13 protein-coding genes and 3 pseudogenes are annotated in these 15,690 nt (G+C 64.0%); 8 read left to right on the top strand and 8 right to left on the bottom strand.

Annotated elements, in window-relative coordinates; all coding sequences use genetic code 11:
- Positions 1–689: 689 nt before the first annotated feature.
- Positions 690–1,592, bottom strand: coding sequence for a LysR family transcriptional regulator (locus tag VSR34_RS21765; protein WP_342963481.1), 903 nt, complete (start codon positions 1,590–1,592; stop codon positions 690–692).
- Between the two features lie 103 nt (positions 1,593–1,695).
- Between VSR34_RS21765 and VSR34_RS21770 the strand changes: the two genes are divergently transcribed.
- The 7 genes and pseudogenes from VSR34_RS21770 (at position 1,696) to VSR34_RS21800 (ending at position 8,589) form a co-directional block, all read left to right on the top strand.
- Positions 1,696–2,898, top strand: coding sequence for an MFS transporter (locus tag VSR34_RS21770; RefSeq protein WP_342963482.1), 1,203 nt, complete (start codon positions 1,696–1,698; stop codon positions 2,896–2,898).
- Positions 2,899–2,981: 83 nt separating this feature from the next.
- Positions 2,982–3,149: pseudogene (locus VSR34_RS21775) on the top strand (adenylate cyclase); the annotation flags it as partial.
- Between the two features lie 157 nt (positions 3,150–3,306).
- Positions 3,307–4,266 carry a TIGR03571 family LLM class oxidoreductase gene (locus VSR34_RS21780; protein WP_342963483.1) on the top strand — a complete coding sequence of 320 codons (960 nt, stop codon included), beginning with the start codon at positions 3,307–3,309 and terminating at the stop codon, positions 4,264–4,266.
- Positions 4,251–5,477 (top strand): annotated as a pseudogene (locus VSR34_RS21785) (MFS transporter). Before VSR34_RS21780 ends, VSR34_RS21785 begins: the two are co-directional and overlap by 16 nt.
- Before the next feature lie 66 nt (positions 5,478–5,543).
- Entirely contained in the window at positions 5,544–6,350 is an 807-nt protein-coding gene (gene dkgB / locus VSR34_RS21790) for a 2,5-didehydrogluconate reductase DkgB (RefSeq protein ID WP_342963484.1), read from the top strand.
- Positions 6,351–6,413: 63 nt separating this feature from the next.
- Entirely contained in the window at positions 6,414–7,529 is a 1,116-nt protein-coding gene (locus VSR34_RS21795) for an alkene reductase (RefSeq protein ID WP_342963485.1), read from the top strand.
- Position 7,530: 1 nt separating this feature from the next.
- Positions 7,531–8,589 carry an aldo/keto reductase gene (locus VSR34_RS21800; protein WP_342963486.1) on the top strand — a complete coding sequence of 353 codons (1,059 nt, stop codon included), beginning with the start codon at positions 7,531–7,533 and terminating at the stop codon, positions 8,587–8,589.
- Here the strand turns inward: VSR34_RS21800 and VSR34_RS21805 are convergent.
- The 7 genes from VSR34_RS21805 to VSR34_RS21835 form a co-directional block, all read right to left on the bottom strand.
- Entirely contained in the window at positions 8,586–9,941 is a 1,356-nt protein-coding gene (locus tag VSR34_RS21805; protein ID WP_342963583.1) for an alginate export family protein, read from the bottom strand. The genes VSR34_RS21800 and VSR34_RS21805 overlap by 4 nt on opposite strands.
- A gap of 155 nt (positions 9,942–10,096) precedes the next feature.
- Entirely contained in the window at positions 10,097–10,792 is a 696-nt protein-coding gene (locus VSR34_RS21810; RefSeq protein ID WP_342963487.1) for a YoaK family protein, read from the bottom strand.
- Positions 10,789–11,703, bottom strand: a complete 915-nt coding sequence (locus tag VSR34_RS21815; protein WP_342963488.1) for a glyoxalase — start codon at positions 11,701–11,703, stop codon at positions 10,789–10,791. Before VSR34_RS21815 ends, VSR34_RS21810 begins: the two co-directional genes overlap by 4 nt.
- Positions 11,704–11,740: 37 nt before the next feature.
- Complete coding sequence (locus VSR34_RS21820; RefSeq protein WP_342963489.1) at positions 11,741–12,166, bottom strand: DoxX family protein; 426 nt, start codon at positions 12,164–12,166, stop codon at positions 11,741–11,743.
- Position 12,167: 1 nt separating this feature from the next.
- Complete coding sequence (locus VSR34_RS21825) at positions 12,168–14,057, bottom strand: amidohydrolase (protein ID WP_342963490.1); 1,890 nt, start codon at positions 14,055–14,057, stop codon at positions 12,168–12,170.
- Positions 14,058–14,076: 19 nt separating this feature from the next.
- Positions 14,077–14,244, bottom strand: coding sequence for a DUF1427 family protein (locus tag VSR34_RS21830; protein ID WP_342963491.1), 168 nt, complete (start codon positions 14,242–14,244; stop codon positions 14,077–14,079).
- Positions 14,245–14,430: 186 nt separating this feature from the next.
- Complete coding sequence (locus tag VSR34_RS21835) at positions 14,431–15,117, bottom strand: hydrolase (RefSeq protein ID WP_342963492.1); 687 nt, start codon at positions 15,115–15,117, stop codon at positions 14,431–14,433.
- Between the two features lie 337 nt (positions 15,118–15,454).
- Here VSR34_RS21835 and VSR34_RS21840 point away from each other — a divergent pair.
- Positions 15,455–15,642 (top strand): annotated as a pseudogene (locus VSR34_RS21840) (DUF1427 family protein).
- The last annotated feature ends 48 nt before the right edge of the window (positions 15,643–15,690 follow it).

Raw genomic sequence — 15,690 nt, forward strand, 5'->3', positions numbered from 1 at the left:
TAACCATGGTGATGGGGTCGGCGGTGCTGCTGTTCGCAGCCGGCTTCGTGGTCGACCACTATCGCCGGGAGCATCGGCGTGCGCAGTTGATGCGGCGGCTGGACCATGTGCGTCGCAACGAGGTCCTATCTGCTGGATCTTCAGCGGAGGGCGCCGCCCCTTGACCCGGGCATCGCTTTCTCCTTTCAATCAGCAGCTTAAGGCAGTTTTGGCGAAAATTTCACGAATCCCGGCCGCCCCTCTTATCGGGTTGGCGCGGAGTTGGCTCGATATGACGTTAGGTTCATCTGGCACAGCGTTACAGCTGGCGGTTGTTTTTGAAAGGAGATTTATTGGGGGGTATAAGGCAAACCTCCGTCAGGCTTGGGTGAGCCTACCCGGAAATCTGCACGGAAATCAAGGCACACCGGTTTCAGTAAAGTTCGATGCACAAATGAAAGCCCGCACGCGTGCGGGCTTTGTAGTGGAACGCGACAGAGATCAGTGCAGGGCTGCGTAGACGATTGCGACGATGACTGCGATCGAGGCCGCGCTGATGCCCCCTTGCGCACTTGCGCTGACCTGCCTCATAGCGCGGGTGCGATCTTCGGATCAATCGCCTGATGCGCGCCGAAACGTGGGCCTTGATCGCGGTCGGCGAATAGCGTTTCGCCGTAGGGCACTGTAAGCAGCCCCCCAGGTGACGCGGGCTAGCGCTCAAACTCCGTCCCACGCACCGACTCGATCAGATAGTCGACGAACGAGGCAATGCGGGCCGAAATCGCCGTATTACGGTAGTAGACCGCATTAATCGGCTGCCGGACTTCCTGTGTCTGGCGCGTGAAGAGCTGGACGAGCGCCCCCTCGCGCCGGTCGCGCGCCGTCATGAAATCGGAAAGACAGGCGATGCCCGCGCCCGCCAGGGCGAGCTGCCGAAGCGTCTCGCCGCTCGAGGACGCGATGCTCGGCGCGATCCGATACGGTTCGTTGTCCGGTCCCAAGATCGGCCAGACGTTGAGAGCCTCGGGCTGATTGAACCCCAGCAGAGTGTGCTTCGCGAGATCTTCCACGCGCTTCGGATGGCCATGCGCCTCCAAGTACGCCGGGCTCGCGAGAATGCGCATGCGGCTGCGGCCTACGGGCTTGCCGTGCAGCGTGGAGTCCTTGAGCGCGCCAATGCGGATTGCCACGTCCGTGCGCCGCTCGAGCAAGTCGATGATCCCTTCGTTACTCACGAGCTCCAGCTCAACCTGCGGAAAGCGCTCGCGGTAGCCCTGCACGAGAGGGACGATCACGTGGAGCATGAACGGTGTGGCCGCATCCACTCGCAGCAGGCCCGAGGGTCGCTCGCGGCGCGCGGCCATCTGCTCCTCCGCGCTCTCCACCGAAGCGATGATCGCCCGCGCGTCGTTCAAGAACGCCCGCCCTTCCTCGGTCAACTCCAGGCGCCGCGTCGTGCGGCGTAGCAACGTAGTTTTGAGCTTGTCCTCGAGCCGCCCCAGTGTGCGGCTCGTGGCCGAAATCGTGAGGCCGAGTTGCTGCGCGGCGGCCGTGATGGAACCGCTGTCGACCACGCTCACAAAGGCTTGCAGCTCATCTAATGTCGTTTTCATTTTTGATTTCAGATCAAAACATATTCGTTTATAAGCCAGTTTTTAATCAAAAGTAAAGGGCGCACACTTCGTCCCGTCTTCTTCGAAGCCAGGACTGGATACCATGCCCCTCGCCCTACTCGCGCTCACCATCAGTGCGTTTGCCATCGGCACGACGGAGTTCGTGATCGTCGGCCTGATCCCGACGATCTCTTCCGATCTCGTCATTAGCCTGCCTTCGGCGGGCCTGCTCGTGAGCCTCTACGCACTGAGCGTCGCCGTGGGCGCGCCGTTGCTCACCGCCCTCACCGGCCGCGTGCCGCGCAAGCTCCTGCTCGCCGGTCTTATGGCGCTCTTCACTATCGGCAATCTCGTGGCCTGGCGCGCGCCCACCTATGAATCGCTGATCGTCGCCCGCATCCTGACCGGCCTCGCGCACGGCGTGTTCTTTTCGGTGGGCTCAATCATCGCGACGACGCTCGTTCCCGAACAGAAGGCCGCTAGCGCCATCGCCACGATGTTCAGTGGGATGACGGTGGCCTTCGTCGCGGGCATTCCGCTGGGCACCTTCATCGGCCAGCACTTTGGCTGGCGGGCGACGTTCCTCGTCGTCGCCCTGTTCGGCCTGGTCGCGTTTCTCGGCGCCGTGGCCTTCGTGCCGCGCAAGCTCGCGCATACGCCGCCCGCCGGCCTCTTCAAGCAGTTCCGCGTGCTCGGCCAACCGCGCCTCGCTCTCGTCTATGCAATGACGGCGGTGGGCTACGGCGGCTCGCTGATCGCCTTCACATTCATGGCTCCGCTGCTCGAACAGATCACTGGTTTCACGCCTTCCCAAGTCAGCATCGTGCTGGTCGCCTATGGCGTGTCTGTGGCCGTGGGTAACATGTGGGGCGGCAAGCTCGCCGATCAGGTGGGCCCAGTGAGGGCACTCAAGCGCATCTTCCTGTTGCTCGCCGTCGTGCTGTTCGCGCTTACCTTCACGGTACACAACGCGTGGCTCACGGTGCTCACGATGCTCGCCTGGGGCGCGGTCGCGTTCGGCAACGTGCCGGGTCTGCAGGTGTACGTCGTCAAGCAGGCGCGTCACTTCGCGCCCGATTCCGCCGACGTCGCCTCGGGCTTCAACATCGCCGCGTTCAACCTTGGCGTGGCGGGCGGTTCCTCTCTCGGCGGTCTAGTCGTCGCACACATTGGTCTTGGCCATACGCCGTGGATCGCCGCCTCCGTCACGCTCGGTGCATACGCACTCACGGCACTGAGCGGCAGCCTCGACAGGCGTGAAGGCCTGCCCGAGCGCACGGCCGAGCCCGTGGAAGCCGTGCAGTGAAGACCTTTCATCCCTTCGCCAGTTAGCAGGAGTGCACCAGCACGAACGCACCGACCCAACGTCCCCAGGCCTTTGCTTCATCCGCGGGCTAGACCTTCGAAGTCCGGTACGAGGGCCCCATTGCGATCAACGCCTGTGACGCGGACGGCATCCGCGTGCGCTACGAGATCACCGAAGGCGATTTCGCGGGCCCGAAGGGTGAGGTCGGCTATACGTGGCAGCAGGTGGCCGGTGAAATCTATGCGATCTCCCGTGCATATCGACGACTTCGCCGCCGGCACCGTGGCGGGAAGCGAACCGGGCCACTGTCGCATCAGGCTCGTTTTTCACCGCACCGTCGCTCGATTTTTCCGCCTCGAAGGCAGCCCGCGCGCGGCTTGAGCGCGCCACCTCGAACACAAATCGATTATGTCCACTTCACTAGAAAAACTGACGAAGGGCGGCTTGAGCATCGGCATCGAGTTGCCGCTCGACAATGACTGGTCGCCGGCCGGCGACGCCAGGCGGCAACGCGACGGGCGTCGCCACGGCGTACCCGACGTCGAGAGCCACGCGGAACTCGCCCAGCTTGCGGATACGCTCGGCTTTCGTGCGCTCTGGGTGCGCGACGTGCCGCTCTACGATCCTTCGTTTGGCGACGCTGCTCAGGTGTTCGAAACGTTTTCTTACCTCGGCTACCTCGCGGGCATCACGCGGAACATCCTGCTGGGCACGGCCGCTGTCGTGCTGCCGCTGCGCGAGCCCCTGCTCACGCTCAAGTCGGCGGCTTCAATCCAGACCTTGAGCCGCGAGCGCCTGCTGCTAGGCGTGGCGAGCGGCGACCGGCCCGTGGAGTATCCGCTGTTCGGTCGCAAGTACGAATCCCGCGGCGCCAATTTCCGCGAACAGATCGCGCTTTTAAATAACCGTGCTCAAGGCTACCTGCCGCCCGGGATCGAGGTGCTGCCGCGACTGCGCTCGCCGCTGCCCCTCTTCGTGGCCGGACTTGCACAACAGCAGGCGGAGTGGCTGGGAAAGCACATGGACGGCTGCCTCGCGTATCCTGGCACGCCTGCGGACCACCTGCGCCGCGTGGCAGAATGGCGGGCGGTAGCGGGCGCGAAGCCGTACGTTAGCTTCTTCCATCTCGATCTGGCCGAGAATCCCGATGAACCGCTTCAGCGACATCGCTTCGGCGCGCGCGCGGGACGTCACGCGTTGATTGGAGAGCTAGAGGCATTGCGCCGCGCGGGCGTCGATCACATCGCCCTGCACTTCCGCCGCAACCGCCGCCCGCTCGACGAGGCGTTCAGTGAAATCGCCAGCGAAATCCTTCCCCATTTCAATCCGGACATGATGGAACTCGCAGCACAATCCGGACTCAACTAACTAAGCCGGATCGGTCTGAACGATCCGGCAGCGCATGCCTATCGTTGCTGGCGCTCGCCTGGGCGCGTTCAGCATCGTCACGATCGAATTCTCGCCGGTGGGGCTCCTGCCAGTGACCGCCCAGTGCGTGCAGGTCGCCATCCCGACCGCGGGCATGCTTATCACCTACGCGATTGGCGTCATGTTCGGCGCGCCGCTGATGATGCTCGCGTTTTCGCGCCGGTCGTGCCGCACGGCCCCCATTGCGCTGATCGGCATTTCCACCATCGGCAATGTGCTCTCGGCGCTGTCCTCGAACTACACGACGCTGCTTCTCGCATGCCTCGTCACGAGTCTCAATCGCGGCGCGTTTTTCGGGCTCGGCTCGCTCGCCGAGGCAAGCCTGGTGCCGCGCCGCAAGCAGGCGAGCTCCGTCGCCACCATGCCTATTGGTCTGACGATCGCGAACGTTAGCGGCGCACCCGCCGCCACCTCGCTCGGCCAGAGCATCGGCTGGCCCATGTCGTTCGGCGCGACCTCAGCGCTTCGCTTGCTCACGATGCCGACTTTGCGCATGGCGCTGCCCAAGGGAGAGGCCAGCAAGGTGCCGCCCTTGCGCGGCGAGCTGATGGTGCTCATCCGCCCCGTGGTGTGAATGGCGATGGCCACCATCGTGCTTGGCGCCCGGGCACGTTCAGTCGCTACACCTATATCGTGCCGACGCTCGAACACTGCCGGCGCGTCACCCGCCGTCGTGACGGAGGTGCTCGTGGGCTTTTCCGACAAGTGGGGGGCTGCCGTCTCGCGGATCGCTGGCTCGACGGCAGCCTGATCGTGTTCCTGATTCTGCTCGTCCAGATCGTGCTGGCCTTTCCGCCGCTCGTGAGGAATCACACCGGTACTGCCGTTGCCGTGGTGGTCTGGGCACCGCCACCCTTGCTGTCGTGCCGCCCTTGCCGATGCGCGTCATGCCGCCGCGCCGAGGCTCGCTTCGTCGGCCAATGTCGCGGCCTTCAATCTCGGCGATGCCGTGGGCGTTGCGGCCGGCGGCGCGGCGATTTCAGTGGGCTTTGACTACGCTTCGGTGCCCATCGTGGGCGCTGATCGCCGCTTCGGGCCGCGCGCTCATATTCGTGCTGATGGCCCGCCGCAGCACAAGTCGGCACGCGAACTCCCGCACAGCAATATTTGACTCGAATTCAATTGTATTTCGCGCTTATCACTGTTTTTAGCATAGATCGAAATGGGCACAATGCCGTCATCGACATCGCATGCCCCTTACTGCCCCAGAGAACCCAATGAGCGAGATTCCCGCATTCGGCCTTGGCACCTTCCGCCTGCGAGGCCAGGTCGTCATCGACGCTGTACGAAACGGCCTCGACGTCGGCTACCGCACGATCGACACCGCGCAGATCTATGGCAACGAAGCCGAAGTGGGCGAAGCGGTTGCCGACTCGGGCGTCGCGCGCAAGGACTTGTTCCTGACCACGAAGATCTGGGTCGACAACTATTCGCGCGAAAAGCTGATCCCGAGCCTCAAGGACAGCCTCAATAAACTGCGGACCGAGGCAGTGGACCTCACGCTGATCCACTGGCCCGCACCCAGCAACGGCGTCCCACTACAGGAATTCATGAGCGCGCTGGCCGAAGCGAAGTCGCAAGGCCTGACGAAGCAGATTGGTGTGTCGAATTTCAACATCGAATTCACGAAGCAGGCGATCGCCGTGGTCGGCAAGGAAAACATCGCGACCAACCAGATCGAGCTGAGTCCGTATCTGCAAAGCCGAAAGCTCGTGGGCTTCCTCCAGCAGGAAGACATTCACGTGACCTCATACATGACCCTCGCCTACGGCAAGGTGCTCGGTGACCCCGTCATTCGCTCGATTGCCGAACGCCGCCACGCGACGCCGGCGCAAGTGGCGCTCGCTTGGGCGATGCGCCTTGGCTACTCGGTCATTCCTTCGTCGACCAAGCGGGAAAACCTCGCGAGCAACCTGCTCGCCCAGTCACTGCAACTGAGCGACGACGACATGGCGGAAATCGCCGCGCTCGAACGCAACGGCCGCGAAGTGAGCCCCGACGGTTTCGCGGCGCAGTGGGACTAGCCCGCTCAAGCCCATTCTGAACCTTCGCGGCGCTCGCGCCGTGAACCCGAACAGGAATACTTCGTGAAGCATGATCCGCTTTTCCAGCCTCTCAAACTCGGCTCACTGACACTAACCAATCGCATCGTGATGCCGCCGATGACGCGCTCGCGAGCGAGCCAGCCCGGCGACGAGGCCAACGACCTGATGGCCGAATACTATGCGCAACGCGCTGACGCAGGACTCATTGTGAGCGAAGGTACGTATATCGCGCCGCTCGGCAAGGGCTACGCATGGACTCCCGGCATCCACACGCCAGCCCAGATCGAAGGTTGGCGCAAAGTCACAAAGGCGGTGCACGCCAAGGGCGGACGCATCTTCGCACAGCTCTGGCACGTCGGGCGCCTGAGCCATTCGAGCCTGCTCGGCGGCAAGCAGCCGGTGTCCTCATCGGCGCTCCAGGCAATAGGTGTGAACGTGTTCATCGCTGGTAACGAAGATGGCACTCCGGGCTTTGTGCAGGCCTCTGAACCTCTCGCACTAAGCGTTGACCAAATTCGCGTAATCGTGGGCCAGTACCGCACGGCGGCGCGCAATGCGATCGAGGCCGGTTTCGACGGCGTCGAACTGCATGCGGCGAACGGCTATCTTGTCAACCAGTTTATCGACTCTAATGCCAACACGCGCACCGACGCTTACGGCAGGTCGCTCGAGAACCGCCTGCGCTTCCTCGACGAAGTCGCGCACGCTCTCATCGAAGGCACAGGGGACGCGCAGCGAGTCGGCATCCGCCTTGCGCCGCTTACAACGCTGAACGGCTGCGAAGACGCTGAGCCAACAACGACCTATCTTGCGGCGGCCAAATTGCTCGGTGAGATCGGCGTAGCGTACATTCACATCGCCGAAGCCGACTGGGACGACGCCCCGCACATGCCCCTTGAATTCAAACGCAAGCTGCGCGCTACCTACCCCGGCGTGCTGATCTATGCCGGGCGGTACACGGGCGAACGGGCCCGCGACGCCATTGAGGCGGGCTGGGCCGATCTCATCGCCTTTGGCCGGCCGTTCGTCGCCAATCCCGATCTGGTGCAGCGTCTGCGCATCAATGCGCCTCTCGCGCAACACCATCGCGAAACGCTCTTCGGCGGCGGCGCGAAAGGTCTCACTGACTATCCGGTGCTTGACGGCGCCGCAGCCTGAGTTGCACGCATACGCACACCCCTATGGCGCCGGCCTGGCGGAGTTGCGCCTCGGCGAAGCGCTCTTCTCGTCTTATCCGCGCGACGAGTATGTCATCGGTACCAAGGTAGGCCGCATCATTCTCGATGAGATCGAATCCACCACCGCACGCGACCTCGGCGAAAAGGGAGGCCTATTCGAACACGGCCTGCCGAGCCGTGTCGTCTATGACTATTCGGAAGACGATACGCTGCGCTCGATCGAAGACAGCCTCAAGCGCTTGCGCACGGACCGGCTCGACTATGTCTGGATCCACGATCCGGCCATCGATTTCCACGGAGACGCGTGGCGAGACATATTCGACACCGCGATGAGCCATACGTCCAGTTCGCCGAAAGCGCGCAACTGCAAGACGATGAGAGCGGCGTTTCCATCGCGCGGTTCGCCCCATGTTCCGCTGCGTGCTCTTCAACTGACTGATGTCCGTTTGCCCCGGGCAATACCTCAGTGCAGTACGTCTGCCGGAATGAAATCGGAGGACGGTATGTCCGGCTGGGCAACGCTCATAAGGTCCGGACGAACAAATGAAGGATCGTGCTCAAGAGCCTACCAAATCGAAATAACCGCTGCGGCGACGTCTGCTACTCCCGACGTTGTTTCGCGCCGGTCGATTGAGAGCCAGCGAAGCGCATGCTTATGGCTAGCAGTCGCACTAGATGATCTGCGGAAAGAGCGCTACGCCCGGCTTCATCGTGCGCTTGCGACGGCGGCGCAGCGTGAGCGGCGTGCGCGCAATATCGAGCCACGTGCGCGCGGCGAGCCGCACCGCAAATCGAACGACTCGTCCTCCACGGTGCAGCGCCCGTCGATGGTGATCTGCCAGCCGTCGCGCGTGCGCCTGCAACTCACGCGCTCGTCTTCCATGAGATCGGCGTGCCAGCGCCATATGCACGCGTCATCGAGATTCGCACGCACGGCGGCACGCAACCGCGCGAGTTCCAGTTCATGCAGATGCGTGCTCATAGCGCCTCCTGTCGATACCCGTCATTACCAGCCGAACTTCGCTTCCACGCCGACCTAATCGGCATTGCGCGCGCCGAGCGCACGCAGCGAATCGCCTACCTCGAAATGCACCGCTTCGAGGGCGAGCGCCACGTTGTCGCTAACCAGCCAGTCCGCGCGCACCTGCGCATACATGCCCGTCCAGCGGCTGCCCTTGCCCGCCGTACCCGGCACCACCGCCATGCCCTGGCCGTAGACCGCATCCGCCGTCGTGTCGCGCCACTGGAAGCCCACCGCAGTGAGTAGCGTCACCTTCGGCGTCACCTTGAACGTGAGCGACGGCTTCACGTGAATCAGGTTGCTGTAGCCCGTATAGCCTGCCAGCGTGAAGTAGTAGCCATTCGGAAAAAGCGGATTGAAGGTTTCCACACGGCCGTCGCCCGGATGCCGGTCGCCGGATGCGCCGTCAACCTGAATCCCGAGACGCGGCGTGCCCGGCAGCGCGGCGAACGTATAGCCGCCCAGCGCACCGAACGCCCACGCGCCCACCGTATCCGCGCCCACGCGGCCGGTCTGCACCATGCCTTCCACGTCCCAGTCGAACGGCGCCTGCTTGCCCGCGTAGCGCGCGTCGAACACGTCGCGCCGCTCGTTGCCGCTCGCGTCGAGAAAATGCGCGTTGTCGCGCTCGTAGCGCGACCAGTACGCCGAGAGATCGCCCGGACCCAGGCTCGCGCGCTCCACGCGCACGCCGCTGAACGTGAGGTGACCGTTCGAGACATCGTCGAACACGGTAGCGTCACGGTACTGCACGGGCTGCGTGAGGTAGCCGATAAAGCGCCACTTGCCGATCTCGTAGTCGGCCCACAACGCGTCGAACGCCTGGCGCACGTTCGGGCCGTCGCGCACGGAAACGAAGCGCTGTAAGTCGAACGCCATCTCCTGCCGCCCCACGCGCGCCTTGAACGTGCCGCCGCCCACGCCGTAGACGAACGCCACGAATGCCTGCTCGATGTCGAGCGGGTTCTTGTCGACGGGTGTAACGGAGTCCTTACCGAACGGCCGCGCGTCTTCGAGCTGGAAGAACGCCTGCACGTGCTCGCCGAGGTGGGCGTCCGCGTGGACTTCGGCGCGCTGGATCACCCAGCTGTCGGGACGCGCGCTGCCAAGACCGAAGAGCGGCGTGTTGTTGAGTTCGAAACGCTCGCGCAGGTTTGCACCCAGCGAGAGATACCAGGTGGGATCGACCTTCGAAAGCGGGATGTACTTGAGCGCGTCGAACGGCCTGCGTGGCAGGCATGGGTTCGCGAGCACGCCCCAGTCTTCCTGCCAGCGGTTGAAGCCGGGAACGGGGCGCTTGACATCACACGTGGGCGTCGTGTCCGGCGTGCTCGTTCCTGTCTGCGCGAATGCGGCAGGGGCGCTCACCATCAGCAGCCAGGCGGCCGCCGCAACGCCCGCGGCCCTCTTCTTTCGACGCTCGCGCGTCGTGCTCGACACCATTTTTTTCCTTGCCGTTGACGGCGTATGTTTGATTGCGCGAAGCGCACGAAGGACAGGAGCCCCGCCGCTTCGAATCGTTCGCGTCATGCCGGGCCGGCCGTTGCCGCGCGCTCGTGCTCTCCGGTTGTCAACGCGAGCACAGCAAGCGCGCACACGGGCGCAAGCAGCGCCCAGAAGCCCACGTAGCGCAGGCCGAGCGCGCCGCCCGCCGCCCCCGCCGCAAACGCCGCGATGGCCGGCATCATCTTCGCGAACCGTGCGCGTGCCGCCGCGCGCACGCTCTCGGGCGTGCCCGCGTGCAGCATTTCCACCACATCGAGAATCGCCTGCGTGACGTTGCCGGTCATCACCGTGTTCGGCACGGCGGGCCGCAGGATCAGGCGTGGATGCGCGTTCTGCACGCCCATCGCGAACGCGCCGAGCACGCCGGCCACGATCACCGGCAGCGCGTCGGGCTGGCTGACCGGCGACGCCCACACGCCCGCGAGACAAAAGCCGAGCATGAGCACCGCCTGCACCGCATGCACCAGGCGCGCGCCGTGGCGCGCGTGCTGAGCGCCGAGCGAGCGCAGCAGCAGGCTGCTGCCCGCCACGCCCGCACCGAAAGCCGGGAACACGATCAGCTTGAGGAGCACGCCCTGCCCGTAGCCCGCCACGCCCGCGCCGATCAGCACCAAGTTGCCCGTGACGTGCGCGGTGAAGAGCCCGAACAGCGCCACGAAACTCAGCGTATCCACAAAGCCCGCCACCGCTGCCAGGATCGTGTCCTCGTACTTCATTTCACCGCGTTGGCGTGGATTTCGGCGATGTAACCGCCAGGGAACTGGACGATCGCCGCGTTGCGGCCGTCCGAAGTAAACGCCGGCACGAGCACCTTCACGCCCGCGGCCTGGGCCTTTTGCAACGTCTCGTCGAGATTCGCCACTTCGTAGCCCGTCGTTTCGCGCCCGAACGGATAGGGCAGATGGCCGTCCGTCACCAGCACGGTCATCTTGCCGAAGCCCGATTCGATCCGCACGCGCCGATACGTCTCATCCTGCCGGCCGATTTCGATGCCCGGCGCCTTCCCCTCATCGGACACCACCTTGCCGTGCGAGAACTTCACGAAGTCATGCACCAGCTTGTGCAGGCTTTTCGGCGAAACGTACACGCGGTTCTCGGGAATCATCTGGAGCGCGTCGTAGTGCGGGGCCTGGTTGTGCCAGTAAAGCTGCATGTTCACGCCGTCCGCCCACGAGATGATCGCGTCGCGCCCGATCGGATCGGGGAAGGTGTCGACGATCACGTCCGCGCCGTGCGCGCGCGCCGCCTTCACCGCCGCGTCCATGTCGGTCACAAGGTAGCCGGTACGCTCCGAGCCGAAGGAATACGGCACCGGCGTCTTGAAGCCGAATACGGAGATCGTGCCCGACGGCGTAAACACGAGCTGCGACATGGTCCGGCTCGGCGTGGGCGTGACCTGGAACACGCCCTGCTTCGACTTGCTGCCGCCGAAGGTCGCCACGAAGCTGTCCGTGAAGCGGTCGAAGTCTTCCGGGGCAACGTACACGTGCGTCGTGTCGTACTGCGGGCCGACGGCCACGGCCGGTGTTTCGGACTCCACAACAGGTGGCTTCGCGAACGACGCGGGCGCGGCGACAAGACCGCCCGCCACCATCAGTGCGAGCAATGCGGAACGAAATTCTTTCATCGTCGGATTTCCTTGTTTCATCATACGTTTGTGCCGGTCACTCGCGGGTGTCTTCCAGCAACGTGGCCAGCACGAGCGCCGTGATCAGCCCGAGGTGCTCAAAAAAACTGTTCAGCGCCATGAAGTACGCGGCGCCCGTATGGTTCCAGAAGTCGTTGGCGACCAGCATGGCCACGAGCGTGAGTACGCCCAGCGCGCCTGCACCGAGCCACGTGAAGCGGCACAACACCACGAACAGCGAGCCGCCGATCTCCACCACGATCGCAAGCGCGGCCCACAGCGCTGGCGGATGCAGGCCGAAATGCGCCTGCTCCGCAACCGCCGCGTTGAAGTCCAGCAGCTTGTGCACGCCGCCGATCAGCCATGCGGAAACCAGCGCGACGCGCACGAGCGGTGCAACCCACGGCTGCGCGAGCAACGCGCGAATCCACGCCGGGTTGCCCCGGCCGGTGAACGCCGCCACGTCAGATCGCCCAGCACGAACAGCCAAACGCGCCCCAGAAGCCCTTCGCATCCGAGGTCGGCAGCGCACTGCCCCATGCGCTCCCGTGCGCGTGGCCGTGCAGGTTGCACGCACTCGCACAGGCGCACAGCGCCGCCGCGGCCGCGCGCTGCAACGGCGCGCCGGTTTGCTGCGTCGCGCCCCAGCCGCCGTAGCCGCCGTACTGGCGCACCGGTGACCAGTCGGGCATCGCGGGCGGGATCGGCGCGTCGTGCTCCGAGAACGGACCTGCCCCCCACACGATCCGGCCATCCACCACCGTAAGCAGCGCCGTGGTGTCGGCGATGTCGTCCTCGGCGCAAGCGAAGAAGTCGCGGTCCGGCACCATCAGGTCGGCAAGCTGCCCCACCGCAATACGTCCCTTCTTACCCTCTTCATTCGAAAACCACGTGACGTACTCCGTCCACATGCGCAGCGCCGTTTCGCGATCGAGCAGATCGCGCTGCGGATACAGGCGCATGCCGCCCACAGTCCTGCCGCTCACGAGCCACGCAAGCGACACCCACGGGTTGTACGACGCCACGCGCGTGGCGTCGGTGCCCGCGGACACCTTGATGCCTTTGGCGAGCATCTTCGCGACGGGCGGCGTGGCCTCGGCCGCGCGCGCACCATATCGTTCGACGAAATACTCGCCCTGGTACGCCATGCGGTGCTGCACGGCGATGCCGCCGCCCAGCGCCGCGATGCGGTCCAGCGAGCGATCCGAAACGGTTTCCGCGTGATCGAAGAACCAGTTCAGGCCTTCGAGCGGAATGTCGCGATTGACCTTCTCGAACACGTCCAGCGCGCGGCTGATCGTTTCGTCATAGGTGGCGTGCAGACGCCACGGCCAGCGGTTCTGTGCGAGCACGCGCACGACGCCCTCGAGTTCGCCCTCCATCTCCGGCGGCAACTCGGGGCGCGCCACGCGGAAGTCCTCGAAGTCGGCCGCCGAGAACACGAGCATCTCGCCTGCGCCGTTATGCCGGAAGTAGTCCGAACCATCGTGATACTTGACGCTCTGCGTCCAGTTCACGAAATCTTCCTTTTCCGCGTCCGGCTTCTGCGTGAAGAGGTTATATGCGATGCGCACCGTCATCTCGCCCGCGTCGTGCAGCTTGCGGATGACTTCGTAGTCATCCGGATAGTTCTGCGAACCGCCGCCCGCGTCGATCGCGCCCGTCACGCCCAGGCGGTTCAGTTCGCGCATGAAATGGCGCGTTGAGTTGTACTGGTACTCGGCGGGCAGCTTCGGCCCCTTGGCGAGCGTCGCGTAGAGGATCGTCGCATTCGGATTGGCGAGCAGCAGCCCGGTGGGCGTGCCCGTGGCGTCGCGCAGAATCGTGCCGCCCGGCGGTTCCGGCGTGTCCTTCGTGTAGCCCACCACGCGCAGCGCGGCGGCGTTCAGCAGCGCACGATCGTACAGATGCAGGATGAACACGGGCGTGTCCGGCGCGGCCGCGTTGAGTTCCTCGATCGTGGGCAGGCGTTTCTCGGCGAACTGGTGCTCCGTAAAGCCGCCGACCACGCGCACCCATTGCGGTGCGGGCGTGATCGCGACCTGCTGCTTGAGCATCTCCATGGCAACGGCGAGCGAACGCACGCCGTCCCACCGCAGTTCCATGTTGTAGTTCAGGCCACCGCGGATAAGGTGCAGGTGATTGTCGATCAGGCCGGGCAGCACGGAGCGCCCCTGCAGGTCGATGACGCGCGTGGCGCGCCGCGCGAGCGGCATGACGTCGGCCTCGCTCCCGACCGCGACGAAGCGGCCATTGGCGATTGCCACAGCGCTGGCGAGCGGGTTCGAGCGGTCCAGCGTGGTGATGCGTGCGTTATGAAGAATGAGATCAGGTTGGCTGTCGGTTGCGCTCACGGGCGTTTCCTCACGTTGATTAAAGACCCAGCAGCGGCTTCAGGGCGGGAACGGCCTGCGCGCCGATCACCATGCCCAGCAAGCCAACCAGGGCGATCAGCGGCGGCGCGGGCGAGCGGACCTTGATTACGCTGTAGATCACGCCGATGAGCGCGCCCGCGCCCAGTGACACCAGATAAGATTCCATGCGGTCGGCCTCGCGGTCGGATTGGAATGCTGGACATGGCTGACGGGAATCCGCGGAGGTTCCGTTTTCAGCGGCCCCGGAATTGCTTCGCAATCCTGATTGATGTGACAGGCGCACTGGCGGCAAAGACGCGGCGCCCTCGCCTGGAGCGCCCCGCATCGATGTCCGCAATGATCGTGAAACCGATCAGCGCGCCGGAACCGCCGGAAGAATTTCGTGCTGCACGGACGTGCGTTGCGCCGACTTGTGAACCATCGTGTACGCGTAATCGACACCCATGCCGTACGCGCCCGAGTGCTCCTTCGCGATCTTCATCACGGCGTCATAGGTCTCGCGGCGCGCCCAGTCGCGCTGCCATTCGAGCATGACCTGCTGCCACGTGACCGGCACGACGCCGGCCTGGATCATGCGCTGCATGGAGAAGTCGTGCGCGTCCTTCGAGGTGCCGCCCGATGCGTCGGCGACCATGTAGATCTCGTAGTCGCCTTCGAGCATCGCGCACAGCGCGAAGGTCGTGTTGCAGACTTCCGTCCACAGACCGGCAACAACCACCTTCTTGCGGCCGTTCGCGGCAAGCGCGTCGCGCACTTTCTGGTCGTCCCACGAGTTCATCGACGTACGTTCCAGCAGTTTGTGGTCCGGAAACACGTCGAGCAGTTCCGGGTACGTGTAGCCGGAGAAGCTCTCCGACTCGACCGTCGTGATCGTGGTGGGGATGTTGAACACTTTGGCCGCCTTGGCCAGCCCAACGACGTTGTTCTTCAGGACCTGGCGGTCGATCGACTGAACGCCAAAGGCCATTTGCGGCTGCTGATCGATGAAGATCATCTGGCTGTTTTGCGGGGTGAGTACTTCAAGTTTGGCGTTGCTCATGGTGCTTGCGTCCTTTGATCGAGGAATGGGTAGACCGCCTCCCGGGCGGGACAGCCGAATTTCCGTCTGCCTTCTTCTGCCTGGAGTTCGACACTCCAGCTAGCCGCCATTTGACACGAGATCACCAGCAAGAAGCACTGAAGAAATCTGAAGGAGTCTGTGTGAAATTCTCGGGCTATGCAAACTTTCTGAAGTATTCTGAATAAAATCCATCGGCTCAAAAGCTATCTGTACCTTTGTCGATCATTATCGAGTATCAGTTTCTTTGCGGCATAGGGGAAATCGTCCTATGAACGCCTACTTATCTTCACTCCTCTGGTGTGTAGCCTGATCGGGGTTGCAATTGCCCGCTCCTGCCGCTATCGCTCTGGCAGGCCTGCTCCGCATTCTGGCTGGAGAGCAGATCCCGCCGGTTGTCGGGCGGATCATATCGGGGCTCAAGCCCTGGTGCAGTGTGGAGATGCAGCCAGCACATCTGCGCTGCCGGGCGGTCGTATCCCCAATGCAGGAAAGGCAGACCTGTAATCTTCATGTGGCGTCCTGGCGATTCTTTTTGGTATGACATACGGGCGT

The organism is Paraburkholderia sp. JHI2823 (genome assembly GCF_038900695.1).
In the GTDB taxonomy this organism is placed as follows: Bacteria; Pseudomonadota; Gammaproteobacteria; order Burkholderiales; family Burkholderiaceae; genus Paraburkholderia; species Paraburkholderia mimosarum.